This is a genomic window from Pseudomonas sp. R4-34-07, assembly GCF_003852375.1.
Lineage (GTDB): Bacteria > Pseudomonadota > Gammaproteobacteria > Pseudomonadales > Pseudomonadaceae > Aquipseudomonas.
This window is the reverse complement of sequence record NZ_CP027760.1, coordinates 3147120-3169318: the sequence shown is the minus strand read 5'-3', so window position 1 is coordinate 3169318 and position 22199 is coordinate 3147120. Positions and strand designations below refer to the sequence as shown.

Here is a 22199-nt window from a genome sequence, read left to right as displayed (position 1 = left end):
CAAATGCTTGCACGATTTGGCAGCGCTTATAAGAAGGCACACGTGTGATACCAGGGAAAGAAATGACCGATCAGAAGGCGCTGAGGCAGGCCGAGGCTATCTGCCGGACGCTTAGAGAGGAGGATGATGGCGTCAGGCGGGAAGTCCTCGCTCACGCGGGCAGCCGCTGGTCATTGGGCATCCTGCATGCCTTGGGTGTGTACGGTAAGTTGCGCCACGCTGAGATAAAAAGGCAGATGGTCGGCGTGACTCAGCGGATGTTGACGAAGACGCTACGTTCCCTTGAGCGCGATGGTCTGCACTTACGAAAGTCAGGACGGTAAAAAAAACTTCATGGCAAATCCCCACGCCGATTCCGGCCGATTCAAACGTGCCTGAGTAATTGAATGAGTAGTTTGGAGATGTTCAGGTTGACATTCGATTTGACCGAAGAGGGCACGCCCCTCCGAGAGGATCAACTGTATGGCATTTACCACCCTGATACTGGATGCCCCCGGCCCGCCGCTACTGTTTGAGGAAGTCGATCGCTTTCTTGAGCTGGGCCTGGCCGTCACCCTCAACCTGCACTATTTCGCGGACAAAGACCGCATCCGGCAGCACTACAACACGCGCATTCAATACGCCGAGATCAACTGCCATGACGAGCCTGCGTTTATTGCTGCCGTGAGTCGGGCCGGGGGTTACGACGTGTTCAAGACGCGCCTGAACATCCCTTTCGGCGCCAGTCTGATCCGCGCCGCCACCTCGCCTGAGCTGGCCACACCACTGCGCGCCATCGCCCAGGCCGGTACGGGAGTCAATCACATTGATCGGCTTGAGTGCGAGCAGTGCGGCGTGGCGATACTCAACACGCCGGGCTCCAACGCGGCCGCCGTTGCCGAATACGTCGTGGCGCAGACGCTGTTTCTGTCTCGCGAGCTGGATTACTACAACGCCGAAACGCACAACGCTCACTGGGCAAAAGGCACCTTGGCACCCACCCCCGAATACGCCGAACTTACGCTTGGGCTGGTGGGCACCGGCAACATTGCCCGGCAAGTGGCACGCAAGGCTGCAGCGCTGGGCATCAAGGTGATCGCCACTGGGTCCCAGCGATTTACCGAAGCGGTGGCGCGCAGTCTTGAGCTTGATCGACGGGCAGGCCTTGCGCAGTTACTGGCCGAGGCGGACATCGTCTCGATCCACGTACCGCTCACCACGTTGACCCGAGGCTTGTTCGGCACTGCCGAGTTCCGGCAGATGCGCCAAGGTTCAATCCTCATCAATACCGCTCGCGGCGGAATCGTCGACGAACATCAGTTGGCGGCCTTCATGAGTCAGTTTCCCAGGCATATCAAGGCGGTCGCCATCGATACCTTTGTCTTGGAAAAAGACCGGTTCGACTCGCCCTTGATCGGTATTCCCAACGCGCAACTGACGCCGCATATCGCCGGCAATACCACCACGGCAATCAGGATGGCATCACGCCAGATCGTCGAGGAGATCCACGCATTCAGTGCTGCAAACACGGGTTAACCGACAGGCCACAAGGAAGGCACATCGTGCAAAGGCCAACGACTGAAGCCGCAACAGGTGCGGCTTCAGTTGATGCTGCAGGTGGGCGTCACCACTCTCATTTGCCGAGTTTTTTACGCACGTCCTCGACCATTGGACCTACAGCTTTTACTGCCTCCTTGAGCTGCTGCTCGGTCACACCAAACTCTTTTGTCCAATGTTTCAACTCCCAGGCTTCGGAGGTGTTCACTCGGGCACGGTCTTGCGGGCCACGGTTTTTCAGATCATCAGACATGTTCAGCTCCATGCGGTTGGCCTGGAAATGTCCAGGCATCTCCTGATAGAACCTTGGGATGCGTGCGTAGTTCGGTTGATTTTCTGTGGGAGTCAATCGATCGGCAGAGCGCCGGAGAAGGGTAATTGCGCAGCACAAAAGATAAGGGCCTGCTCAGGTTTCCCTGGCAAGCCATTGATATCTATGGTGCCCGAACCCGGAATTGAACCGGGACGCCCTTACGAGCGGGGTTTTTAAGTCCGCAATGTAATCGTTTAAAACAATGACATAGCGTCAATTCTGCACCGCTATGCGTTCTCTTAATACCCCTTGCAGTTCTTTGTTTTCAAGGGGGAGAAAATGATTGCGGTGCAGAACTCACCTCGTCGGCGTGACCTTTTTGCCGATCCTTTTGCGAATGTAGTTCTCGGCCATGACCACGGTGGTGTGCCCGAGCTGATCACGAGCTTGCAAAATGTCACCGCTCGACTCTGCCTTGTCGGTACCTGCCTTAGCGCGCGAGTCGCGCATCTGATTTACTATTGGTCCGCCAACAATCAATGGAAGGAACCAGCCTATGAATTTCAACGAGTCGCTAAGAAGTGCCGCCCACAGTGGTGCTTTGTTAACTCAACGCTCCATCGCTTTCGCGCGATCTGAAATGAAGGCGTTTTTAGGGTGTGCTCTAGGCTGTTATCTTGGCTTCATCGTATTATTTCTCCTGAAAGCTGATCCGGAGACGGCGACCTTCGGTGATTTTCTCAATGTGATTCATTCCTCTTCGAAAATTGCTGCCTCCTTCTTAGCGGCGGCTCTTGCGGTTGCTCTAAGATGTCTATTTCCAAGGAAATGACGAAGGCTTCAGGATGGCTGTCGTCTACAGCCATAAATTCCGCCCCTCAGATGCAGACGTAGGCGAACCAGAGGGTGGCGATCTTGGGAAGCTGATCTACACCACGATCGCCATCACCGGTTTCGTTGTGTCGGTGCGTAGCCAGAATATCTTCTTCGGCCCGACCGCCGCCGGCCTGACGCTACACGTATCCCTGGCTATGGCCGGTGCCCGGCACATCTTCATGGTCACGTACTGGCAGCGGGTGAAGGTCTGGCTATGTCGGACGCTGAGCTGCGAACTCGCGCATGATGGTGTCGAGCGGCGGACCAAATAATACAAGCGCCTACCATGCCCCTGGAAACCACTGGCGGGCGAGGCTTACCGTCACGCGCAGTGCATGCTGACTTTGATCGCACTCCAAATGCTGATCTTCGGGCGTCGCTGGTTTGCGCCACCTAAGATCTGCCGCTAAGCCTTTGACGAAAGTTCGCTCAAATTCGGGGTTGGCTTCTTTGGTAAGGCGCATCGCTTTCGCATAGTCCGCTTCAAGGTCATCAGGCAGCGATTCACAAGCCAGCTTGGCCTGTTTATACCTAACGGCGTACATGTAGCCGTCAGTAGGGGCTTCGTCGTAGCTGTAGCGGGATGGCTCCGATGCCAGTGCGGGGCCAGCGAGAAGTAACGCGATGAGATACAAGCGTCCGTGCATGGTGTTGAAGTCTCATAAAATCAAATTCAGCGGAGTAGACCCGGCTCATCCGCGCCACGTTTTCGAATGCGCTAAATCGTGGCGCGAGATTGGGTGTCATGCTCGGCTATGGAAATGTGATATCAGCCCTGATCAAAGGAAGATTGCTTGCATCGTAGGAGCAATGATAAGAGCGCCCTTCATCGGTGTCTTTTTTCGGGATTTCTTCGCACTTGAATGAAGCAGTGACGCCGTATTTTGTAGCTCTGAACCCTTTGACCGCTTCCTCAGGGGTAAGCACCGTAACGAGCTCACGATTGAAGCTCAGGGTGATATCTGGGCCGCCGAAGACTTCATATTTCTGCGATCGGATACATAGGCTGGCTCCAATCAATTTGCCATTCAGAGTATTTGTGCCACTCGTACACGCTTTTGGTGAAATGAAGTTGCCAACGCTCATTTTGGTAGTCGGTACTTCAGTTTTAGGCTCCGGCGGGGTGTATGGCCCACTCTGACAGGCTGCAATAAGAGTCGTCGCAGATATTAGCGCTGCAGCGGTGAGCATTGACTTCATTAGGTCAGTATCCTTTGACTGGTGTAGTGCCAGGCAGTCTGGTCACGTTTTTTACGGATCGGAACGTTAGATCATGCTGGCGCGCAGCTTGTAGATCAACAAATTCATGGTGGCCCGAATGACCGTCAAATTGCTGGAGTTCAAGCGGGAAGACTGTCGCGACGCCGCCAAGACCCTGCGCAAGATCGCCGACGACCTCGATGCGGGTGAGCATCCCGAATGCACCGTGGGTGCGCTGACCATGATCGGCGCCAAGGGAGAGGTGACGGTGTTCGGCCTCGGTCCTAAGTGCGACGACCTGCAATGTCTCGGTGCGATGCGCCTGGGCGAGCAGAAGCTGAATGATGTGCTGCTGGAAAATTCAGAAGGATAAATTGCTGATCCAGCTCGCCGCCCGCCTCAAGCCTTCGCTCTTTTCAATGTAAGGGCGAGCATGGAGCTCGAGACTATTCCTGGCATAAGAAATATGTATGTGAGTTCGGGCAGATCGCGCGTCCAGTACGCGAGGACCATACCCCAAATCATTGCAATCACTGCTCCCGATGCCAGCAAGTGTGAGTTGCTTACAACGGGTGCCGCTGCCATTGAAAGTGCATAGATCTTCCATGCCGACCATATCGCGAATGCCGAGACGATTGCTGCGCCTATAAGTGCTAGCGTCCCAAGCGGAGGACTCTTGGCGACAAAAATGAGCGGAATAAAGAACGCCACTACGCCGACCGCGAAGAGGATGGTGATTGGTACAAGCCCGACAACCGCCGCAATTGTCAGTCCGATACGCAGCTTTATCAGGTTATCCATTTCCTACACCTTGAACTCTGTAACGTTATCGGGCGACTTATAACCGGCAAGTCGCGACTATTACAAGCTCAAGGTGCCCCATGGATAGGCCATTCCCTCCGCCCTCAATACTTGAGCTGTCTGACCAAGCCCACTTCGGCATCCGCCTGACACCAGCCTCTGAGGTGTGGGAATGGCTCCAGGCCGAGATCCTCGCCGACACAGGCAGCATTCACAACGAAGACCATGCCCACCTACTGGATGCAGACATTCGCATCATGTGGGCGTCGTCGAGCTTCAACAAGCAGCTCGGCGTCAAGATTGACTCGGCCGATGCAATTCGGGCAAAAACGAGCCTGGATGAAATGGCGAAGGCTGGCGGCCGGGTCGAGCAGTCCGACCATGTCGGCAGAACCTTGCCGGGCAACCCAATTCGACAGCTCCAAAATGGCGGCTTCGCTGGCGAGTTGATTCTCGTAGAGTTTGAAAAGCAGGGAAGGGAGTAGATCTGTGCTCGGCATCAGTGTTCCTCCGTGGAGTGAACAAAGTAGTAGGCAAATTATGAATAGGGAGATAGGTCGGCAGGACGCCGAAGGAAGGGAATTGCGGAGCGGACTCTAAAATTGCGCAGCAGAAAAGATAAGGGCCTGCTCAGGTTTCCCTGGCAAGCCCTTGATATCTATGGTGCCCGAACCCGGAATCGAACCGGGACGCCCTTACGAGCGGGGGATTTTAAGTCCCATGCGTCTACCAGTTTCGCCATTCGGGCGGTAGCGCGGTGCAGCAGGGTTGCGAATATATAGATCCAGCGGCTTCGACGCAACCTCGATGCACGCTTTCCTGCACAAACAGTTATCCGAAAAAACCTGCCAGATCAGTGATCTACAAGAAAAACACGATGGGCAAGATCAATGCCGCTCTCAGTCGAACAACGCCAGTAGATCAGTATCGCCTACATCCATCCCGGCCTGGCTCAACAGCGTGGTCACCTGGCCACGATGATGTGTCTGGTGATTGAAAAAATGCATCAGCAGGCCGAAGAACGGTTTCTCAGCCGCTGCACCGCGCATGGTGTGGTAGCGCAAACGCTGGTCCAGGTCGGTTTCCTGCAGGCTGTCGGCCCAATTGAGGATCAGTTGATCCAGCCAGGCACGCTGGGCCGAGAGTTCGCGTATGTCTGCGAACGCCAGCTGCCTCAGGTCGACGGGTGTGGCGATGGCGCTCAGGGGGAGCAACGCGGAAAAGCCTGCCGGGTGCTCGGCAAAGCGCTTGAGCCAGACCGTGTCGCCCAGCACCAGGTGATTCAGGGTGCCAAGGATCGAGCCGAAAAACGCTTGTCGGTTCGCAACCAACGCCGCGTCTGTCAGCTTGCCGGCGGCTTCGTAGACCTTGCGATTCATCCATTGGTTGTAGCTGGCCATCAACCTGATGTGCTCAATGCGGTTCACCGATGCGTCCTCTCGAATGGCGGAGTGGCGCCATCATAAAGCTTGCCCGCCCGGCGGTCATGGTGTTCCATCAGCGGCGGACTAAGGTTGATTTAACGCCACTATGCGCCCTGGAGGGCGACACCATGAATACCAGCGATCTACTGGAACAACTGTTGCGCGGCGCAGGGCAGGGCGGGGCTTCTTCGGGCGGCGGGTTGGGCGGTCTGCTTGGCGGTCTGCTCAAAGGCACCAGCGCCGGCAATGCTTCGGCCGGCGGCGGCCTGGGTGGACTATTGGGTGGGCTGGGAGGCATGTTGGGCGGTGGCGCGGCAACGCGCCCGGCGCAAGGGCGCGCCGGTGGTATGAACTATGCCGCGTTGGCTTCTCTCGGGATGATGGCCTACAAGGCGTATCAGGCCTGGCAGAGCCAACAGGCGAGCCAGCCGCAGCAGGCCTTTCAGACGGCCGATCAGCTGTCGGGCGCGCAAATCGAAGCGCACAGCCACGCCGTGTTGCGCGCACTGATCGCTGCCGCAAAGGCCGATGGCCGGATCGATGCGAAAGAGCAGCAGTTGATCTCCGATGAGCTGGGCAAGCATACCGATGACCCGCAATTGCAGGAGTGGTTCGACGCTGAAGTCGCCAAGCCTCTGGATGCGGCGGATTTCGCCGAGTTCGCCAGCGACCCGGCGCTTGCGGCCGAGGTGTATCTGGCCAGCGTCATGTTGGTGGATGACCAGCAGGACGCGGAGCGCAATTACCTCGACGATTTAGCCGCTCAGTTGCAAATCGATGCGCAGTTGCAAGTGCAGCTGGAGCGGCAGACCAAGGCCTGAAACCTCACCGTCGCGCCCCGGCCTGTTAAATACCCTGCGCCGCGAGAATGGCCAGATAAATCAATACCAGGCCACAGGCGCCATAACTGATGCGTTGCCAAGTTGGCGAAGCATTCTTGCGCAGCACGTTGACCAGCGCGGCAGTCAGAAAGCATGACAGCACCGACGCCAGCATGAAGCCGGCAAAAAACATCAGGGTTTGCCCATGGCTCGGGGTGGTGCCGACGATGCCCGACAACGCGCTGCCCAGGGCGCCCCAGTAAACGATGTTCTTCGGATTGGCCAGGGAGATCGCTGCGCCCACTGCCAGGGCGTTTTTCCCGGAGCTGGCGGGTGCACCCCCGACGTGCGGTAACTGCCACGCATCCATCAGGCTGCGAATGCCCAGCCAGGCCAGGTAGAGCGCGCAGACCACCGTCAGCGGCACGCGCACCGCGTCATGCTGGATCAGCAGCGCGATGCCAGTCAGCCCGATCACCGCCCAGACCGCATCGCCCACCAACGAGCCGATCTGCACCAACAGGGCCGGTGTGAAACCGTAGAGCAAGCCACGGCGCAGGGTTTCAGCGAGCACCGCGCCGGGAGACAGACAAAACACAAAACCGAAAACCAGCGCATAGAAAAAGATCGTCAGCATGCCCGCGTCCTTTCGAGAAAGTGCGAGAGCATACGTCAGTGTCGAGATGAATGAACACCGCGTCCCTTTACAAACTCAGGCGCAAGGCCAGGGCGGCAAGGGTGATCAAAAGCACCGGCACGGTCAGCACAATCCCGACCTTGAAGTAGTAACCCCAGGTGATGGTGATGCCCTTGCGTGCCAGGATATGCAGCCACAGCAAGGTCGCCAGGCTGCCGATAGGAGTGATTTTCGGGCCCAGGTCGCTGCCGATCACGTTGGCGTAGATCATCGCGTCCTTGACCACGCCCACGGCATGGCTCGACTCGATGGACAGCGCGCCGATCAACACCGTTGGCAGGTTGTTCATTGCCGAGGACAACAGTGCGGTGAGCACGCCGGTGCCCATGGCCGCGCCCCACACGCCGTAGCTGGCGAAGGTGTCGAGCCAGGTGGCCAGGTAGTCGGTCAGGCCGGCGTTACGCAAGCCATAGACCACCAGGTACATCCCCAGGGAAAAGACCACGATCTGCCACGGTGCGTCTTTCAGCACCTTGCGTGTAGAGATCCTGTGGCCCTTGGCAGCAATCACCAGCAACAGCACGGCGCACACCGCAGAAATCGCGCTGATGGGAATGCCCAGCGGTTCCAGCGCGAAGCAGCCCACCAGCAAAATACCCAGCACCCACCAGCCGGCGCGAAAGGTCGCACGGTCGTGGATGGCACTGGCGGGTTGTTCCAGGTCGGCGGGGTCGTAAGACTGCGGAATATCGCGACGGAAAAACCATAGCAGCACCGCCAGGGTCGCGGCGACGCTGACCAGGTTCACCGGCACCATCACGGCGGCGTATTCATTGAAGCCGATCTTGAAATAGTCCGCCGAGACGATATTCACCAGGTTCGACACCACCAGCGGCAGGCTTGCGGTGTCGGCGATAAAGCCCGCGCCCATGACGAATGCCAGCGTCGCCGCCGGCGAAAAACGCAGGGCCAACAGCATCGACATCACAATCGGGGTGAGGATCAACGCCGCGCCGTCATTGGCGAACAATGCCGACACCAGTGCGCCCAGCAGCACCATATAGGCAAACAATCGCCGGCCCCGGCCACGCCCCCAGCGCGCCACATGCAGCGCGGTCCAGGCAAAGAACCCGGCTTCATCCAGCAACAGGCTGATGATGATCAACGCGACAAAGGTGCCGGTGGCATTCCAGATGATGTGCCACACCACCGGAATATCCGCCAGGCTGATCACCCCGCAGGCCAGGGCCAGGATCGCGCCCAGGGAGGCGCTCCAGCCGACGCCCAGGCCCCTGGGCTGCCAGATGACCAGCACGATGGTGATGATGAAAATAGCAATTGCGACAAGCATGAATAAACGCTCCGATGGCTCAGCAGGTGCTGGCCTGTTGTGATCTGTCGCCCCTTGCATCCAGACGCCGCGCGTCGTTTTGCAACCCTGGCGGGCTGTCATCCAAGGCATGGATCAGTTCGTCCACGTAAAGTTCGCGTTTGCGCAGGATCAATCGCATCAGCTGTGCTCGGGTGGCGTTGGCCAGGCATTTAAACAGGGTAGGGACCGACCTATCCATGGCGTTTGCCTGTCTGCGACTTCGCACAGGAGGATAAGCCTCAATGTAAGCCAAATCCTGATTTCGTTTGACGTGGATCAACTGCCTCCTAATCAGCCACAAGTGATTGAAATTAAACTGAAACACGAATGTCCTAAAGTGCCGCCCATTGCTGATGAAGGAAGAGACCGCGTGACCCGAGCCACTCGTAACCTGCGCAAGACCCTGGATTCCGTTGCGGAAAATAACGAAACCGCCGCGTTCGACCTGATGCGTGCCGTCGAAAAACTCGGCGATGAGGTGCTGCGCCAGCGCCTGCTCAACACCATTCACCGGTTGAACCAGGATGCCTACGAACTGCGCGAAGCGCGCGACTCGGTGGAGCTGGTGTCGGTAAAGCTCGCCTGAGCAAGATCGTTCAAGACAAGTGCCTGGGCGCGCTGGCATGCTTGCCGACTGTTTGTCGATGAGCCCCTCCCATGCCTACTGCCCTCCCTCATGACGCGTTCACGCGTGGCGCAATCGCTGTTATTCCGTTATCCCTGGCCTGTGCCCCCTGGGGCTTGCTCGCCGGCTCAATGGCAATCGATGCGCAGTTCACCCCGCTGCAAGCCCAAGGGTTGTCCGCCATCGTGTTCGCCGGTGCCGCTCAGTTGGTGGCGATCGGCATGGTCAAAAGCGGCGCGAGCCTGATCTCCATCGTGCTGACCACCTTGCTGCTGACCTCCCAGCACTTGCTCTACGGCATGCACATGCGCCCGACGCTGTCTTCGCTCAACACCCGCTGGCGCATGAGCCTGGGCTTTCTGTTGACCGACGAGTTCTTTGCCCTGGTCAACCACTATGACCGCCAGACCTTCAATCGCTGGCATGCCCTGGGTGTCGGCCTGACGTTCTATATCATCTGGAACCTGTTCACTTTGGCCGGCATCGTCCTGGGCAAAAGCATTCCCGGCTTGGACCAGTTGGGGCTGGAGTTTTCGATTGCCGCAACCTTTATCGCCCTGATCACACCGGTAGTGCGCGACGTGCCGACGGTGGTCTGCGTTGCCGTCTCGCTGTTGTGCTCGGTGTGGCTGGGTTACCTGCACTGGGAATCGGCGGTGGTGGTCTCCGGGGTGCTGGGGATGAGCGCCGGGTTCGTCTGCAAGCGCCTGGGAGTCGGCCAGCAATGATCTACCTGATGATTGTGGCGATGGGGTTGGTGGTGTTTTTCAATCGCTACCTGTTTATCGAACCGCGCCTGCCGGTGCGGCTGAACCGGGGGGCGCGTGAGTTCCTCGGGTTCGCCGTGCCGGGCATGCTCACCGCGATTTGCGGGCCGATTATTTTCATCAAAGACCACCAGCTCAACCTGAGCCCGAGCAACCCCTATTTGCTGGCTGGGATCTGCGCCGTGGCGCTGATGATTTGGACGCGCAGCGTGCTGATCACCGTGTTGTCGAGCATGGTGTTGTTCTATCTGTTGCGCTGGTGGTTGTGAGCCGCAGGCGAAAAAAAGCCCGCGGGAGGGCGGGCAGAAGGAGGACTTCTTGAAAATGAGCCTGGCCACTATAAGCGGCCGGTTTTGCCTGCACAGTGAAACAAAATTCATGGGCGCGTCAGTTGGCGGCGGCGCAATGGTAGAGTCACAGTTTTTCCAGGGAAGCACGAGCATGCATAAAGCGGTGATAGGCGCATTGGTACTGGCAGCACTGGCCGGTTGCGCGGGTTCGAAGATGAAAGAGGCGCGCGCGGGCAGCCCTTACAAGACCATGGCCTCGGACAAGGCCACCCTGGTGGTCGCCCAATGCATCCAGTACGGCTGGCAGGACGAAAGCGTGTTTGGCGTCGACGCCGGCGGTTTCAAGGAAGCCACCGAGGCCGGGGGTTTCACGGTGTACACCACCGGCGGTGACTACTTTGTGGATGTGCTGAGCACGGGCGCAGGTTCTACCGTCAAGTATTACGCCGCAGAAGACACGATGCCCGCCAAACGCCGTTTGGCCGCACTCGCCACTTGTCTTTAATACCTTGCCTTGGTCATATTTGGCCTATTATTCACCCGCTCGCCCGACGTAATGGCTCTTTACCGGTACACGGATGTCGAGGCTTAAACGTCGGGCGGGCACCTCCTTTCGGGGCCACTGTTCAGCGTGGCATGAAGCCCAACTGCCAGCGTCGCGGAATCGCCAGGGTCGCCAGGCCCAATAGCCCCGCCAACGCACCGCTGACCCACAGGGCGCTCAGGCCGATCTGCTGCTCCAGCAGCGCGCCGATCACGGCGCCGATAAACATCCCCGCCCAAGGTATCAGCTGCATGCGCCAGCCATTGCGGCGCTCGCCCAACAACCAGCGGCCCAGCCCGCGACCGAAACGCGACAGCGCCCCCGTGACATAGGTGAGCCCTACCGGCACCCCGTTCACTTGCTCGACGGCCGCGTTGAGCATGCCCATGGCGATAATCGCCGCTAACAGGGCGGGCAGGGTCTCGGCCCATGGCAGCAGCGCCGCGCCGCAGAGCAGCGCGCCGATGCTCAGCAACAACGGCAGCGCGCGACGCTTGCTTACGCGGCTGACAACCACGCCCAAGGCATTGCCGACGATGAAGGTGGCAACCAGCAACAGCAACCGCCCGGTAAGGCCAAGGTCACCCGCACTGATCGCAACCGCCAGGCGCGTGGTGTTGCCGCTCATGAACGAGACAAAATCGCCGCTGGCCATGAAACCAATGGCATCGGTCATGCCTGCCAGTACCGACAGACCGGCCACCAGCATCAAGCCCACACGCCCGCGCCAGCGCTGTCGATGGGCAAGCGCGGCATTGGCGTAAGGCTTGGCGGGCGAAGGCAGCATAGGGCTTTCCAGTGAAGTTATTCGGCCACTACCCTAGGGCGCTTTGTGTGTGCGCGCAATCACCTCACACCGACTCCAGGCGCCAGCCCGTGCTATGCCAGCTCAAGTAATGGCTGGGCTCGGTCGCCTGCAGGAAGGCTTCATCGTGGGACACCACCAGCAATGCCCCGGTAAAACCTTTCAAGGCCTGTTCAAAGGCAATCACCGTCTCCAGGTCGAGGTGGTTGGTCGGCTCATCCAACAGCAACAGTTGCGCCGGCACCCCGCGCCACAAAGCGATCGCCATCGCCGCTTTCAACCGCTCGCCACCGCTGAGTCGGCCTGCCGGCTGGGTCACCCGCGAGGCATCCAGTTGCAGCAAGGCCAGGCGCGTGCGCAGTTCGGCTTCGACCAGCGGCGTATCGAGCAGGTTGAGCTGTTCGACGACAGTGCGCCGGTCATCCAGTAGCGTCAGGTGCTGGTCGATATACGCGCAGGGCAGCGCCACCGTGCACGTTCCACTGAGCGCTTGCCATTGCCCGGCAAGCAGCTTGAGCAGGGTGGATTTGCCGCAACCGTTCGGTCCGCGCACGGCCACCCGCATGGGGCCGGTCAGGTCAAGCGTCAGAAAGGTGGAAGGAGCCTGCGGATCCAGCCAAGGCAACTGTGCCTGTTGCAGGCTCAGAACCTGGCGGCAGTTGGGCACCGCCGCACCCGGCAAGGCCAGCAAGGTCGGCGTCTCATCCACCACGCGCTCGTAAGCTTGGCGCACCTGTGCATTGAGGGTGTGTTTGTGAGCATGATGGGCGCTGCCCAGGGTGCTGACGATTTGCGTGGCCGCGCTTTTCCATCGCGCCTTGGTAAACCGGTCGACGTTGGCGGTCGCTGCATATTGGCGTGCACGTGCCGCATTGCGCTGCAGGTTGTCATGGTCTTTTTGCAAGCGTCGGCGTTCGCGGCTGCGCTGTTCGCGGGCGTGTTCCCACGCCGCGATAGCCGCCTGGCGTTGTGTGTCGCGTTGCTGAAGATAGGCATCGTAGTTGCCGCCATACACCTGCGCACCCAGGGGCGACAGTTCGATGATCCGGCCCATGGCGTTGAGCAATTGGCGATCATGGCTGACCACCACCAGGCCACCGCGCCATTGCGCTAATTGCTGCAGCAGCCAAACGCGCCCGAGGCTGTCGAGGTGGTTGCTGGGTTCATCGAGGATCAATAACGGCTGCGCCGCCAACAATGCGCCGATCAGCGCCACCTTGGCCAATTGGCCACCACTGAGCCGGTCGGCCTGGGAGGCCGCGCTGAGCGAGGGCATCCCTGCCGTATCCAGGGCCACGCGCAGGCGTTCGGCGAGGTCCCAGCGATCATCGATCCGTTCCAGGTCACCGGCCACGCCTGTGCCCTGGGCCATGCGTGCAAGGGCGGCCAGGCACTGGGCGGTGCCGGTGATATCGGCGACGGTCGCACCCGGTCGCACCACCACGGTCTGGGGCACGTAAGCCACCTGGGCCGGTGCGTTCAGCGTACCGGAGGAGGGTTGCAGGATGCCGGCGATCAGTTGCGCGAGGATACTTTTACCACGCCCGTTGCGGCCGACAATGCCGGTCGGCGTGTGGTCGATGGACAAGGTGAGGTCTTCCAGCAAGGTTTCGCCATTGGCGAACTGGAAAGACAGGTGTTGCAGGGAAACCAGTACGGGCAGCCGGTTGACGTGAGTCATCAGCACCTCCAGGAAAATGTCGAACAGGCCAACAAGCGCGCCAGGCGGGCTTGTTGCAGATACATTTTGGAAGGCTTAGTTGTTCACGTCGGCGATCGTCCCGCGATTCAGAAGGGAGGCAGAGGCTAACCCACCTTGGCTTGCCCGGGCAAGTCGGCGGCCAGTTGCTCAAGGAACATGGCCAGGGCGACTTCTTCGGCTTTCAGCCCTTTGCGCACCCGTGGCTTGGGCAGTTTCGACAACTCACCCAGGCTGAAATGCTCCAGCACCGCCGGGTGGATATAGCACTTGCGACACACCGCCGGCGTATTCCCCAACTGCCGGGCGACGTCCTTGACCATGGTCACCACGTGCCGTTTGGCATCGGACTCCGGTTGCCACGCCAACTCGCGCAACACCGCCAGCGCCATGGCCGTGCCGGCCCAGGTGCGGTAGTCCTTGGCGGTGAAATCTTCGCCGGTCAAGCTATGCAGGTAAGCATTGACGTCCTGGGAGCTGACGGTATGGCGCTGACCGTCCTCGTCCAGGTACTGGAACAGGTTCTGCCCCGGCAACTCCATGCACCGCTTGACCACGCTGGCCAGGCGCCGGTCCTTGACGCTGATCTGATGCTCCACGCCGCTTTTGCCGCGAAACTGGAATTTTATCTCGCTGCCCTTGATGTCCACATGGCGGTTGCGCAGGGTGGTCAGGCCGTAGGATTTATTGTCGCGGGCGTACTGAGTATTGCCGACACGGATCAGCGTGGCATCGAGCAGCATCACCACCGTGGCCAGCACCTTTTCGCGGGTGAAACCGGGTTCGGCGATCTGGGCTTCCAACTGTTTGCGCAACTTGGGCAGGGCGTTGCCGAATGCCTGCAGCCGCGCGTACTTGTCGCTGTCGCGCACTTCGCGCCAACGCGTGTGGTAACGGTACTGCTTGCGGCCACGGGCGTCGCGGCCGGTGGCTTGCAGGTGCCCCTGCGGGTCGGCGCAGATCCACACATCGGTGTAGGCGGGCGGTACCGCCAGGGCATTCAGGCGCTTGATCTCATCGGCATCGGTGATGCGCTCGCCGTCGGGGCCGAAATACTGAAACTTGCCACGCAGTTTTTTGCGGCGGATGCCGGGTTGGGTGTCGTCAACGTAATGCAGGTCGCGAGGCAGAGCGACGGGCGGCGAAGAGTCGGGCATGGTGCAGGTTCCTTGGCAATGGATCAGGCCGGTATGTCTGATTGACCGCGTCGCCTTGCGGTCGTGCCAAATGGTTTAGGCCAGCACCGCCACCGCCTTGATTTGCGCCCACAGCGCCTGGCCCGGCTGCACTTGTAGCTGATCCCGCGAGAACCGCGTGATGCGCGCCAGCAACGGCGTGCCACCGGCATCCAGGCGTACCAGTACATGGGCGCTGTTATCCGCGGCGACGTCCTGGATGACCGTCACCGGCAGGCGATTGAGGATGCTGCTGTGTGCCTGCGCTTGGTGGCTGAGGCTGACGTCCCGCGCCTGAATTTTTACCCGCAGCTGTTTGCCCACGGCCATCGGCGTGTGGGCCACGCGTATCTGCAACGGGCAATCGGGCAATTGCAGGGTGAGCAACTGATAGTGATCGTCGTAGGCAATCACGCTGCCCGTGACCACCACACCGGCATCGTCGCCTCGTGCCAGGGGCAGATCAAGCCGCGCCAGGGTTTCGCCGATCGGCCCGCTGGCCAGGACCTTGCCGTCGCCGAGCAGGACAAGGTGGTCGGCCAGCCGCGCCACTTCGTCCTGGGCATGGCTGACGTACAGCACCGGGATATCCAGCTCGTCGTGCAGGCGTTCGAGATAGGGCAGGATTTCATTTTTGCGCTGGCTGTCGAGGGCCGCCAGGGGCTCATCCATCAGCAGCAATCGGGGGCTGGTGAGCAACGCACGGGCGATGCCGACGCGCTGGCGCTCACCGCCGGACAGATGCTGCGGATTGCGCTCAAGCAGGTGCGCGATGCCTAGCAACTCAGTGGCGTGGGCCATCTCCACACGCCGCTGCAAACGCGGGATGCGCTTGAGGCCGAACGCCAGGTTGGCCCGCACCGAAAGATGAGGGAACAGGCTCGCCTCTTGGAAGACATAACCCAAGGCGCGTTTATGCGGCGCCACGAACTGCCCGCTACGGCTGTCTTGCCAGACCTCATCGTTGATCTGCACAAATCCGTCTTCGGCGCGCTCCAGGCCAGCGATACAGCGCAGGCAGGTGGTTTTGCCAGAGCCCGATGGGCCGTAGAGGGCGGTCACGCCACGGCCGGGCAGCTGCAGCTCCACGTCCAGTGCGAAGCCGGAGTATTTCAAGTGCAGACGTACTTCAATCATCGCGCTCAACTCCAGCCCATGTTGCTTTTACGGCTGGAGTAGAGCGCCAGCAGCACGAGGAATGCGAACACCACCATCGCGCCGGCCAGCCAATGGGCCTGAGCATATTCCATGGCTTCGACGTGGTCGTAGATTTGCACCGAAACCACCCGGGTCTTGTCCGGGATATTGCCGCCGATCATCAGCACCACGCCGAACTCGCCGACGGTGTGGGCGAAGCCAAGAATCGACGCCGTAATGAAGCCCGGGCGTGCCAGCGGCAGGATCACTGTGAAAAAAGTGTCCCAAGGACCGGCGCGCAAGGTCGCGGCCACTTCCAGCGGGCGCGTGCCGATGGCTGAGAAGGCGTTCTGCAGCGGTTGCACGACGAAGGGCATGGAGTAGATCACCGACCCTATCACCAGCCCGGCGAAGCTGAAAGTCAGGGTGCCCAGGCCGAGCCATTGGGTGAACTGGCCGAAGTAGCCATGGGGCCCCATGGACAACAGCAGGTAAAAACCGATGACCGTCGGCGGCAACACCAATGGCAACGCCACCACGGCCCCCACCGGGCCGCGCCACCAGGAACGGGTGCGCGACAGCCACAGGGCAATCGGCGTACCGATCACCAACAGGATCACAGTGGTCAGCGACGCCAGTTTGACCGTCAACCAGATCGCGGAAAAATCGGCGCTCGTCAGCGGCATTTACAGCTCGTAGCCGTAGGACTTGATCACCGCAGCCGCCTTCGGCCCTTTCAGGTAGTCAACCAGTGCCTTGGCGGCAGCACTGTCCTTGCCTTTATTGAGAATTACGGCGTCTTGTTTGATCGGGTCATGCAAGGACGACGGCACGATCCACGCCGAGCCGCTGGACACCTTGCCGTCCTTATAGATCTGCGACAACGCCACAAAGCCCAACTCGGCGTTACCCGTGGAGACGAATTGATAGGCCTGGGTGATGTTCTGGCCTTCGACGAGCTTGTCCTTGACCTTGTCGGTCAAGCCTTCCCTGGCCAGCACCTGGGTGGCTGCCAGGCCGTAGGGCGCGGCTTTAGGGTTGGCAATGGACAGGTGCTTGAATGCATTCTGTTTGAGCACGTCGCCATTGGCATCCACGTAGCCTTCTTTGGCCGACCACAGGGCCAAGGTGCCGACCGCGTAGGTAAAGCGCGAACCCTTGACGGTATCGCCTTCGGCCTCGAGTTTTTGCGGAGTAGCGTCGTCGGCACTGAGGAACACTTCGAACGGCGCGCCGTTCTTGATCTGGGTATAGAACTGCCCGGTCGCCCCGTAGGCCGCGATCAGCGTGTGACCGGTGTCTTTTTCGAAGTCGGCGGCAATGGCCTGGATCGGCGCGGTAAAGTTCGCGGCCACGGCGACTTGGACCTCATCGGCATGGGCCGAGCCCAAGGCAAAGGCGGCAAGCAGGGGGGCCAGGCGTGAGGCGCGGAACATCATGAAGCAACTCCTTGAGGGATACGGGCGATTAACGCTATGTAGGGGAATATATAGCGGTTGCCTGCTGCCGGTACAGTGCCGCGTTGCTCAAGGCGCCAAGGTTGCTATTGCAGTTTGGCCAAGGTGTGCTCTGCCAGATGGCGGGTCAGGTCATAGGTGGAGCGCTCATTACCCAGACGCAAGGCCTGGCCTGCCCACAGGTTGCTGAAGCCGGCTTCGTCCTTGGCCTTGAGCGGCATCAACGCGCCACCGGCCCGTGGAAACGCCGGCGCAGCGGGGTTGATCGCGCCCAGCTCACGCATCACCCGATTGACAATGCCCCGCGCCGGACGCCCGGTGAACAGATTGGTGAGGGCTGTTTCGCTGGCCTGGGCGTGTCGCAATGCATGGTGATGGGCAGCGTTGACGCTGGCTTCCGGGGTGAACAGATACGCCGTGCCGACCTGCACCGCCGAGGCGCCCAAGGCAAAGGCCGCGACTATCCCGCGCGAGTCGGCGATACCACCGGCCGCGATCACCGGCACGCTGACGGCGTCGACGATTTGCGGCAGCAGCGCCATCAAGCCGATCTGGCTGTTGAGGTCGTCGCTGAGAAACATCCCACGGTGCCCACCGGCTTCAATGCCCATTGCAATCACGGCGTCACAACCGTTTTCTTCCAGCCAGACCGCTTCCTCCACCGTTGTAGCCGATGACAACACCTTGGCGCCGGTGGCTTTTACCCGGGCCAGCAAGGATTTTTCCGGCAGACCAAAATGAAAACTGACGACTTCAGGGCGGAAGGTTTCAATCACTTCACATGCCGCTTCGTTGAAGGGCGCACGATTGGATACCGGAGTCGGCGCATCAAAATCGGCGCCCAGTTCGCGGTAGTAGGGTTCCAGCAATGCTTTCCAGCGTTGGTCGCGCGCTTCGTCCGCCTCAGGCGCCTGATGGCAGAAAAAGTTGACATTGAGAGGGCGGGTGCCGGCCTGGCGAATGACGGTCAATGCTTCGCGCAGTTGCTCGATGCTCAGTGCCGCCGCAGGCATGGACCCCAGCGCACCGGCCTGACAGGCGGCGATCACCATGGCGGTAGTGGTTGCTCCCGCCATCGGGGCCTGGATGATGGGCAGCTCGATGCCCAGCAGATCGATAATGCGCGTGTCTGGCCAGGTGCTCATGGGGTGCGTCTCCAGCTTCAGTAAGGCGTTGCGCTGTTTTAGCAGGCCCCCTGACGCCCGGCCAGTCTGTTTTATTCACTGGACGGGGGCGGTGCGTTGTGCAGCGGGTTAACGGGCGAAGCTTGCGGTCAAATCAGCCGGCGGTGCGAAAGGTCAGGTTGATGCGTTGCGACCCCATGATCGGGTGCACGCCTTCTCGGACCGGCATCACCCCGTGGTAGCGCAGGCGATCCACGCCGCCCCAGACCACCACATCACCGTGGAACAGCGAAATCTTTTGCGCCTTGTCGCTGCGCTGGTGACCACCGAACAGAAAAATCGCTGGCAGACCGAGGGACACCGAGACCACCGGTGCATCGTAGCGCCGCTCGTTCTTGTCCTGGTGCAGGGACATTTTTGCGCCGGGCACATATCGGTTGATCAGGCAGGCATCCGGTGAGAAATCGGCGAAGCCCGCCGCGTTTGCCGCCGATATCGCCAGTTCGCGCAATGCGTCGGGCATCGCCGGCCAAGGTTGCTGGCTACGCGGATCGAGCGGGCTGTAGCGATAGCCGGACGTGTCGGTGGTCCAGCCCAGCTCGCCGCAACTGCTCAGCGCGGCCGACATGGTAAAGCCGCCGGGCGTGACCATTTGCCGAAACGGCGATTGGGCCAGGACACGCCGCAGCTCAGGCAGTAAACGCTCAATCCAGGGCAGGGCGTAGCCCCCCAGAACGTAAGACGCTTCGCCAATCTGTTCGCGCCTTGCGGGTTGTTGCAAGGCGTCATCGGCGAACAGGTCAGCAGTAGGGCCCGGCATGGCTTACAGCGCCTTGCTCACGTTTATGTCAGTAATTTCGTCGCTTGCATCGTGGATTTTCGCCAGGGCTTGTTTGGCTTCCTCAACGCTATTGCTGGTCAATTGGGCAAATTCGAAGCGACGTTCGCCGTTGAGCTTGTACTTGATGACGTATTTGGTCGTGGTGGTCACAGCTTTTTTCCTTGCGGTGTTCGGGTCAGCTCAGCTTGGTGCCGGTGCGACGAACGATGCGAATCTTGTGGGACAGCGCTGGCTTGCGGGTAACGCTGATGGCGCGGCGCGTCACCACATCAAGGGTAATGTTCCAGAAACCAGTGCTGGGTGCGGTGATTTTCGCCGGGAATGTGTCGAATGCCCCACCGTGGTAGGTATGGCGGCCGCCGTTCTTGAAGCTGCGAAAATTCGCGTCGCTCATGAGACGAATATTACAGGTCTGCGAGCATTCGATGACGACAATGTCTCCCTCGTTGAGGTGCTCACGCTGATGGATAAATTTCATGGGGTGTCTCCAGAAGGGCTTTTTCTGAAAAATCAGAACGATACGTAGGATAAGATAGAGTTTATCAGCCCCAGCGCGTTTATTATCGGGTCGTCGTCGACGACTTCGACAATTTAAAACAGTTATTTACCGAGTTTTCAGAGATAAATCCTACATCGGCGGGAGAAATCTCCTGCGCCCGCTGTCGTAGGGTCTTTATCGGAGGTTTTTAGTATGAAGTGGAGTGTGTTGGTGCTGGCCTTGGCGATAGGTGGCTGTGCTTCGGTTGCAGATATCAAGCAGACCCCACCTACGTTGGTGGTGATTTCCGGGAAAAAGCCGCAGGAATATGCTGCGTGTGTAGTGCGCAAATTGGAGGCGACACGTCGTCCACCGCAGATCGAACCCCATAAAGATGGTTTTCAAGTGATCGTGCCGCAGAAGTTCTCGGCCGATCCATCGGCGATCTTCGAAATCGAAGACCGCTCCAGCGGCAGCAGCATCAAACTCTACGAAAGCATGTCCAACGTGCCGATTCGGCCGGGCGATGTGAAGAAAGCCGGGGAAGATTGCATTTCCGGTTAAGCCAAGGCGTATCCCCACGCACTGAACCCGATAAAAGCCCCACCCTGTAGGCACGAGCACCTTCGCTCCTACAGGGTGGGGCTTTTTTTTGGCTGTTTCAGGGTGTTGTGACGCCGGATCAATTCCCATACCATCTGTATGGTTATGCAGTTTATGCCTAAGCTTATAACTATAAAGATGGAGCTGTGATGATGTCTCTGGAACGAGCACTGGTGGGAAGCGCGTTATGGCTGCTGTTGGGTAATGCCTACGCGCTCGACGGCAACACAATTTATACCGAGGGCGGTTCGCAGCCCGGCGCGATGCCCTGTGTGGCGTGTCATGGCGCCGATGGGCTGGGGCTTGCGGCGGCAGGTTTCCCCAGGTTGGCGGGATTGCCCGCACAATACGTGCGCAGGCAATTGTCGGACTTTGCCAGTGGGGCGCGAAGTAATCCGGTGATGCAGCCGTTGGCAAAGGCGCTCACTGACGCCGAAATCGCCGCGCTAAGCGAGGCTGTGGCCGCGATGCCAGCCCCTTTGACCGCCAGGATGCCCCGCAGCGAAATGCCTGCCAACCCGATACAGAAACTGGCCCTGCAAGGGGCATGGGAGCGGCAGATTCCCGCGTGCGTCAGTTGTCACGGCCCTTCCGGTGTCGGTGTGGGAGACGCATTCCCGCCGTTGGCTGGCCAGCCGGCGGCGTACCTGGCCGCGCAATTGAGCGCCTGGCAGAACGGTACACGGCGCGACGATCCCAATGATTTGATGGGGCACATCGCTAAATCCCTGACCCCGGATGAGGTGCAGGGCGTGGCCCAGTACTTCGCCTCATTACCGCTGGAGGCCAAGCCATGAAGGCGCTCATGTTGATGGGGATGTTGATGGCAGTGCCCGCCCATGCCACGCCGATCGCCATGGAAGACCAATCCCAATTGCAGGCCGCTGCGCACCCCAATGCCCCTGCCTTTCAACCCCCTCAGGAAAGCGAACTGCCGGACAATGCCTACGGCAAGCTGGTCAGGCAGGGGTATGGTTTGTTCGTCGACACCAAGCGCCTGGCACCACAGTTTGTAGGAAACGGGCTCAACTGCAGCAACTGCCATCTGGATCAAGGCCGCATGGCCAACTCGGCGCCATTGTGGGGTGCGTACCCGATGTACCCGGCTTATCGCAAGAAGAATGACAAGGTCAATACCTTTGCCGAACGCTTGCAGGGCTGCTTCCAGTTCAGCATGAACGGCGGTACTCCGCCGGCGGCGGACAGTCCCGAAATCACAGCGCTGTCGGTGTATGCCTACTGGCTCTCCAGCAAAGCGCCCTTGGGGGTTGAATTACCCGGGCGCGGCTATCCCGAGGTGGCGCAACCGGCTAAAGGCTACGACCTGGCCCAGGGCGCGCAGGTGTACAACGGGCAATGCGCGGTGTGCCATGGCGCTGAAGGGCAGGGGCAGAAGGTGGGCGAGGGTTATGTCATGCCGCCGTTATGGGGTAAGGATTCCTACAATTGGGGCGCCGGCATGCACCGGATCAACACGGCAGCGTCCTTCATCAAGCACAACATGCCGCTGGGCAAGATCGGCAGCTTGAGCGATCAGCAGGCATGGGATGTCGCGGCGTACATCAACAGCCACGAGCGCCCCCAGGATCCGAGGCTGGTCGAGGGATCGATAGAGAAGACTCGCATCAAGTTTCACGCCAATGATGGCGTCAATCTCTATGGCCAGACGGTAGACGGCGTGTTGATCGGGCAAGGCATCCGGTAAACTGTCGGTCACCGCCTACAAAAATGCCG

The 22199-nt window shown here is 59.8% G+C and carries 30 protein-coding genes, 1 tRNA gene and 3 pseudogenes; 14 read left to right on the top strand and 20 right to left on the bottom strand.

Features of this window, described 5'->3' with window-relative positions; translation table 11 throughout:
• Window positions 1-62 precede the first annotated feature (62 nt).
• Together C4J85_RS14505 and C4J85_RS14500 are read left to right on the top strand one after the other, a co-directional pair.
• Window positions 63-311, top strand: a pseudogene (locus tag C4J85_RS14505) (winged helix-turn-helix transcriptional regulator); the annotation flags it as partial.
• A 151-nt stretch (window positions 312-462) separates the two neighbouring features.
• On the top strand, window positions 463-1515 hold the full coding sequence (locus C4J85_RS14500; RefSeq protein WP_124410005.1) for a D-isomer specific 2-hydroxyacid dehydrogenase family protein: 1053 nt from the start codon (window positions 463-465) through the stop codon (window positions 1513-1515).
• Between the two features lie 97 nt (window positions 1516-1612).
• Here the strand turns inward: C4J85_RS14500 and C4J85_RS14495 are convergent, their stop codons facing one another.
• Both C4J85_RS14495 and C4J85_RS27840 read right to left on the bottom strand, forming a co-directional pair.
• A complete protein-coding gene (locus C4J85_RS14495) occupies window positions 1613-1789 on the bottom strand; it encodes a DUF3606 domain-containing protein (protein WP_124367159.1) in 177 nt (58 codons plus the stop codon).
• Window positions 1790-2146: 357 nt separating this feature from the next.
• A pseudogene (locus C4J85_RS27840) lies at window positions 2147-2302 on the bottom strand (integrase); the annotation flags it as partial.
• A 43-nt stretch (window positions 2303-2345) separates the two neighbouring features.
• On the opposite strand from C4J85_RS27840, the gene C4J85_RS14485 reads away from it, so the two are divergent.
• Complete coding sequence (locus tag C4J85_RS14485; RefSeq protein WP_124362997.1) at window positions 2346-2621, top strand: hypothetical protein; 276 nt, start codon at window positions 2346-2348, stop codon at window positions 2619-2621.
• Window positions 2622-2634: 13 nt separating this feature from the next.
• On the top strand, window positions 2635-2937 hold the full coding sequence (locus C4J85_RS14480; RefSeq protein ID WP_256657774.1) for a hypothetical protein: 303 nt from the start codon (window positions 2635-2637) through the stop codon (window positions 2935-2937).
• 9 nt (window positions 2938-2946) lie between these two features.
• Here C4J85_RS14480 and C4J85_RS14475 read toward each other — a convergent pair whose 3' ends face one another.
• Together C4J85_RS14475 and C4J85_RS14470 are read right to left on the bottom strand one after the other, a co-directional pair.
• On the bottom strand, window positions 2947-3312 hold the full coding sequence (locus C4J85_RS14475; RefSeq protein ID WP_124367157.1) for a hypothetical protein: 366 nt from the start codon (window positions 3310-3312) through the stop codon (window positions 2947-2949).
• A 106-nt stretch (window positions 3313-3418) separates the two neighbouring features.
• Window positions 3419-3865, bottom strand: a complete 447-nt coding sequence (locus C4J85_RS14470; RefSeq protein WP_124367156.1) for a lipoprotein — start codon at window positions 3863-3865, stop codon at window positions 3419-3421.
• 118 nt (window positions 3866-3983) lie between these two features.
• Here C4J85_RS14470 and C4J85_RS14465 point away from each other — a divergent pair, with 118 nt between their 5' ends.
• Window positions 3984-4238, top strand: a complete 255-nt coding sequence (locus C4J85_RS14465) for a hypothetical protein (protein ID WP_124410004.1) — start codon at window positions 3984-3986, stop codon at window positions 4236-4238.
• 26 nt (window positions 4239-4264) lie between these two features.
• On the opposite strand, the gene C4J85_RS14460 is transcribed toward C4J85_RS14465, so the two are convergent.
• Entirely contained in the window at window positions 4265-4666 is a 402-nt protein-coding gene (locus tag C4J85_RS14460; protein ID WP_124410003.1) for a hypothetical protein, read from the bottom strand.
• Window positions 4667-4746: 80 nt separating this feature from the next.
• Here C4J85_RS14460 and C4J85_RS14455 point away from each other — a divergent pair.
• A pseudogene (locus C4J85_RS14455) lies at window positions 4747-4986 on the top strand (hypothetical protein); the annotation flags it as partial.
• A gap of 341 nt (window positions 4987-5327) precedes the next feature.
• Here C4J85_RS14455 and C4J85_RS14450 read toward each other — a convergent pair.
• Window positions 5328-5414 (bottom strand) — tRNA-Leu (locus C4J85_RS14450).
• A gap of 151 nt (window positions 5415-5565) precedes the next feature.
• Window positions 5566-6093 carry a DinB family protein gene (locus C4J85_RS14445; RefSeq protein ID WP_124410002.1) on the bottom strand — a complete coding sequence of 176 codons (528 nt, stop codon included), beginning with the start codon at window positions 6091-6093 and terminating at the stop codon, window positions 5566-5568.
• Window positions 6094-6218: 125 nt separating this feature from the next.
• Here C4J85_RS14445 and C4J85_RS14440 point away from each other — a divergent pair, with 125 nt between their 5' ends.
• The gene (locus tag C4J85_RS14440) at window positions 6219-6911 is read left to right on the top strand and encodes a tellurite resistance TerB family protein (RefSeq protein WP_124410001.1); all 693 of its coding nucleotides are present in this window, start codon (window positions 6219-6221) and stop codon (window positions 6909-6911) included.
• Between the two features lie 25 nt (window positions 6912-6936).
• Here C4J85_RS14440 and C4J85_RS14435 read toward each other — a convergent pair whose 3' ends face one another.
• The 3 genes from C4J85_RS14435 to C4J85_RS14425 form a co-directional block, all read right to left on the bottom strand.
• Window positions 6937-7548: a LysE family transporter gene (locus C4J85_RS14435; RefSeq protein ID WP_124410000.1), complete on the bottom strand. Its 612-nt coding sequence runs from the start codon at window positions 7546-7548 to the stop codon at window positions 6937-6939.
• A gap of 67 nt (window positions 7549-7615) precedes the next feature.
• Complete coding sequence (locus tag C4J85_RS14430; RefSeq protein ID WP_124367151.1) at window positions 7616-8899, bottom strand: arsenic transporter; 1284 nt, start codon at window positions 8897-8899, stop codon at window positions 7616-7618.
• Between the two features lie 19 nt (window positions 8900-8918).
• Window positions 8919-9119, bottom strand: coding sequence for a hypothetical protein (locus tag C4J85_RS14425; RefSeq protein WP_124368969.1), 201 nt, complete (start codon window positions 9117-9119; stop codon window positions 8919-8921).
• Between the two features lie 171 nt (window positions 9120-9290).
• Between C4J85_RS14425 and C4J85_RS14420 the strand changes: the two genes are divergently transcribed.
• The 4 genes from C4J85_RS14420 (at window position 9291) to C4J85_RS14405 (ending at window position 11107) form a co-directional block, all read left to right on the top strand.
• A complete protein-coding gene (locus tag C4J85_RS14420; RefSeq protein ID WP_046068240.1) occupies window positions 9291-9506 on the top strand; it encodes a hypothetical protein in 216 nt (71 codons plus the stop codon).
• Between the two features lie 71 nt (window positions 9507-9577).
• A complete protein-coding gene (locus C4J85_RS14415; protein WP_124409999.1) occupies window positions 9578-10273 on the top strand; it encodes an AzlC family ABC transporter permease in 696 nt (231 codons plus the stop codon).
• Window positions 10270-10581: an AzlD domain-containing protein gene (locus tag C4J85_RS14410; RefSeq protein ID WP_124362985.1), complete on the top strand. Its 312-nt coding sequence runs from the start codon at window positions 10270-10272 to the stop codon at window positions 10579-10581. The genes C4J85_RS14415 and C4J85_RS14410 overlap by 4 nt, the downstream gene beginning before the upstream one ends.
• A 172-nt stretch (window positions 10582-10753) precedes the next feature.
• The gene (locus C4J85_RS14405; RefSeq protein ID WP_124362984.1) at window positions 10754-11107 is read left to right on the top strand and encodes a hypothetical protein; all 354 of its coding nucleotides are present in this window, start codon (window positions 10754-10756) and stop codon (window positions 11105-11107) included.
• A 121-nt stretch (window positions 11108-11228) separates the two neighbouring features.
• Here C4J85_RS14405 and C4J85_RS14400 read toward each other — a convergent pair whose 3' ends face one another.
• From C4J85_RS14400 to C4J85_RS14360, 10 genes are all read right to left on the bottom strand, one after another.
• Complete coding sequence (locus C4J85_RS14400) at window positions 11229-11933, bottom strand: YoaK family protein (RefSeq protein WP_124409998.1); 705 nt, start codon at window positions 11931-11933, stop codon at window positions 11229-11231.
• A 64-nt stretch (window positions 11934-11997) separates the two neighbouring features.
• Window positions 11998-13632, bottom strand: a complete 1635-nt coding sequence (locus tag C4J85_RS14395; protein WP_124409997.1) for an ABC-F family ATP-binding cassette domain-containing protein — start codon at window positions 13630-13632, stop codon at window positions 11998-12000.
• A 125-nt stretch (window positions 13633-13757) separates the two neighbouring features.
• A complete protein-coding gene (locus C4J85_RS14390) occupies window positions 13758-14807 on the bottom strand; it encodes a DNA topoisomerase IB (RefSeq protein ID WP_124409996.1) in 1050 nt (349 codons plus the stop codon).
• Window positions 14808-14882: 75 nt separating this feature from the next.
• Window positions 14883-15962, bottom strand: a complete 1080-nt coding sequence (modC, locus tag C4J85_RS14385; protein ID WP_124409995.1) for a molybdenum ABC transporter ATP-binding protein — start codon at window positions 15960-15962, stop codon at window positions 14883-14885.
• Window positions 15963-15967: 5 nt separating this feature from the next.
• Window positions 15968-16648, bottom strand: coding sequence for a molybdate ABC transporter permease subunit (gene modB / locus C4J85_RS14380; protein ID WP_124409994.1), 681 nt, complete (start codon window positions 16646-16648; stop codon window positions 15968-15970).
• Window positions 16649-17401, bottom strand: coding sequence for a molybdate ABC transporter substrate-binding protein (gene modA / locus C4J85_RS14375; RefSeq protein WP_124409993.1), 753 nt, complete (start codon window positions 17399-17401; stop codon window positions 16649-16651). It abuts the gene before it with no gap.
• A gap of 104 nt (window positions 17402-17505) precedes the next feature.
• Window positions 17506-18564 (bottom strand): nitronate monooxygenase family protein, encoded by a 1059-nt coding sequence (locus tag C4J85_RS14370; protein WP_124409992.1) that lies wholly within the window; start codon window positions 18562-18564, stop codon window positions 17506-17508.
• Between the two features lie 133 nt (window positions 18565-18697).
• On the bottom strand, window positions 18698-19363 hold the full coding sequence (gene alkB, locus C4J85_RS14365; RefSeq protein WP_124407273.1) for a DNA oxidative demethylase AlkB: 666 nt from the start codon (window positions 19361-19363) through the stop codon (window positions 18698-18700).
• A 3-nt stretch (window positions 19364-19366) separates the two neighbouring features.
• Entirely contained in the window at window positions 19367-19534 is a 168-nt protein-coding gene (locus C4J85_RS27500; protein WP_164484542.1) for a hypothetical protein, read from the bottom strand.
• Window positions 19535-19559: 25 nt separating this feature from the next.
• The gene (locus C4J85_RS14360) at window positions 19560-19862 is read right to left on the bottom strand and encodes a DUF1883 domain-containing protein (RefSeq protein WP_124362975.1); all 303 of its coding nucleotides are present in this window, start codon (window positions 19860-19862) and stop codon (window positions 19560-19562) included.
• A 213-nt stretch (window positions 19863-20075) separates the two neighbouring features.
• Here C4J85_RS14360 and C4J85_RS14355 point away from each other — a divergent pair, with 213 nt between their 5' ends.
• From C4J85_RS14355 to C4J85_RS14345, 3 genes are all read left to right on the top strand, one after another.
• Entirely contained in the window at window positions 20076-20426 is a 351-nt protein-coding gene (locus tag C4J85_RS14355; protein ID WP_034119649.1) for a hypothetical protein, read from the top strand.
• Between the two features lie 188 nt (window positions 20427-20614).
• A complete protein-coding gene (locus C4J85_RS14350) occupies window positions 20615-21262 on the top strand; it encodes a c-type cytochrome (RefSeq protein ID WP_124367141.1) in 648 nt (215 codons plus the stop codon).
• Complete coding sequence (locus C4J85_RS14345) at window positions 21259-22170, top strand: c-type cytochrome (protein WP_124409991.1); 912 nt, start codon at window positions 21259-21261, stop codon at window positions 22168-22170. The genes C4J85_RS14350 and C4J85_RS14345 overlap by 4 nt, the downstream gene beginning before the upstream one ends.
• The last annotated feature ends 29 nt before the right edge of the window (window positions 22171-22199 follow it).

Coding starts and splice junctions, on each gene's coding strand:
- C4J85_RS14415 (WP_124409999.1), top strand. CDS start 9,578: ATGCCTACTGCCCTCCCTCATGACGCGTTCACGCGTGGCGCAATCGCT.
- alkB (WP_124407273.1), bottom strand. CDS start 19,363: ATGCCGGGCCCTACTGCTGACCTGTTCGCCGATGACGCCTTGCAACAA.
- C4J85_RS14355 (WP_034119649.1), top strand. CDS start 20,076: ATGAAGTGGAGTGTGTTGGTGCTGGCCTTGGCGATAGGTGGCTGTGCT.
- C4J85_RS14395 (WP_124409997.1), bottom strand. CDS start 13,632: ATGACTCACGTCAACCGGCTGCCCGTACTGGTTTCCCTGCAACACCTG.
- C4J85_RS14360 (WP_124362975.1), bottom strand. CDS start 19,862: ATGAAATTTATCCATCAGCGTGAGCACCTCAACGAGGGAGACATTGTC.
- C4J85_RS14405 (WP_124362984.1), top strand. CDS start 10,754: ATGCATAAAGCGGTGATAGGCGCATTGGTACTGGCAGCACTGGCCGGT.
- C4J85_RS14435 (WP_124410000.1), bottom strand. CDS start 7,548: ATGCTGACGATCTTTTTCTATGCGCTGGTTTTCGGTTTTGTGTTTTGT.
- C4J85_RS14500 (WP_124410005.1), top strand. CDS start 463: ATGGCATTTACCACCCTGATACTGGATGCCCCCGGCCCGCCGCTACTG.
- C4J85_RS14425 (WP_124368969.1), bottom strand. CDS start 9,119: ATGGATAGGTCGGTCCCTACCCTGTTTAAATGCCTGGCCAACGCCACC.
- C4J85_RS14480 (WP_256657774.1), top strand. CDS start 2,635: ATGGCTGTCGTCTACAGCCATAAATTCCGCCCCTCAGATGCAGACGTA.
- modC (WP_124409995.1), bottom strand. CDS start 15,962: ATGATTGAAGTACGTCTGCACTTGAAATACTCCGGCTTCGCACTGGAC.
- C4J85_RS14495 (WP_124367159.1), bottom strand. CDS start 1,789: ATGTCTGATGATCTGAAAAACCGTGGCCCGCAAGACCGTGCCCGAGTG.
- C4J85_RS14475 (WP_124367157.1), bottom strand. CDS start 3,312: ATGCACGGACGCTTGTATCTCATCGCGTTACTTCTCGCTGGCCCCGCA.
- modA (WP_124409993.1), bottom strand. CDS start 17,401: ATGATGTTCCGCGCCTCACGCCTGGCCCCCCTGCTTGCCGCCTTTGCC.
- C4J85_RS14345 (WP_124409991.1), top strand. CDS start 21,259: ATGAAGGCGCTCATGTTGATGGGGATGTTGATGGCAGTGCCCGCCCAT.
- C4J85_RS14470 (WP_124367156.1), bottom strand. CDS start 3,865: ATGAAGTCAATGCTCACCGCTGCAGCGCTAATATCTGCGACGACTCTT.
- C4J85_RS14485 (WP_124362997.1), top strand. CDS start 2,346: ATGAATTTCAACGAGTCGCTAAGAAGTGCCGCCCACAGTGGTGCTTTG.
- C4J85_RS14370 (WP_124409992.1), bottom strand. CDS start 18,564: ATGAGCACCTGGCCAGACACGCGCATTATCGATCTGCTGGGCATCGAG.
- C4J85_RS14440 (WP_124410001.1), top strand. CDS start 6,219: ATGAATACCAGCGATCTACTGGAACAACTGTTGCGCGGCGCAGGGCAG.
- modB (WP_124409994.1), bottom strand. CDS start 16,648: ATGCCGCTGACGAGCGCCGATTTTTCCGCGATCTGGTTGACGGTCAAA.
- C4J85_RS14410 (WP_124362985.1), top strand. CDS start 10,270: ATGATCTACCTGATGATTGTGGCGATGGGGTTGGTGGTGTTTTTCAAT.
- C4J85_RS14350 (WP_124367141.1), top strand. CDS start 20,615: ATGATGTCTCTGGAACGAGCACTGGTGGGAAGCGCGTTATGGCTGCTG.
- C4J85_RS14400 (WP_124409998.1), bottom strand. CDS start 11,933: ATGCTGCCTTCGCCCGCCAAGCCTTACGCCAATGCCGCGCTTGCCCAT.
- C4J85_RS14465 (WP_124410004.1), top strand. CDS start 3,984: ATGACCGTCAAATTGCTGGAGTTCAAGCGGGAAGACTGTCGCGACGCC.
- C4J85_RS14460 (WP_124410003.1), bottom strand. CDS start 4,666: ATGGATAACCTGATAAAGCTGCGTATCGGACTGACAATTGCGGCGGTT.
- C4J85_RS14390 (WP_124409996.1), bottom strand. CDS start 14,807: ATGCCCGACTCTTCGCCGCCCGTCGCTCTGCCTCGCGACCTGCATTAC.
- C4J85_RS14430 (WP_124367151.1), bottom strand. CDS start 8,899: ATGCTTGTCGCAATTGCTATTTTCATCATCACCATCGTGCTGGTCATC.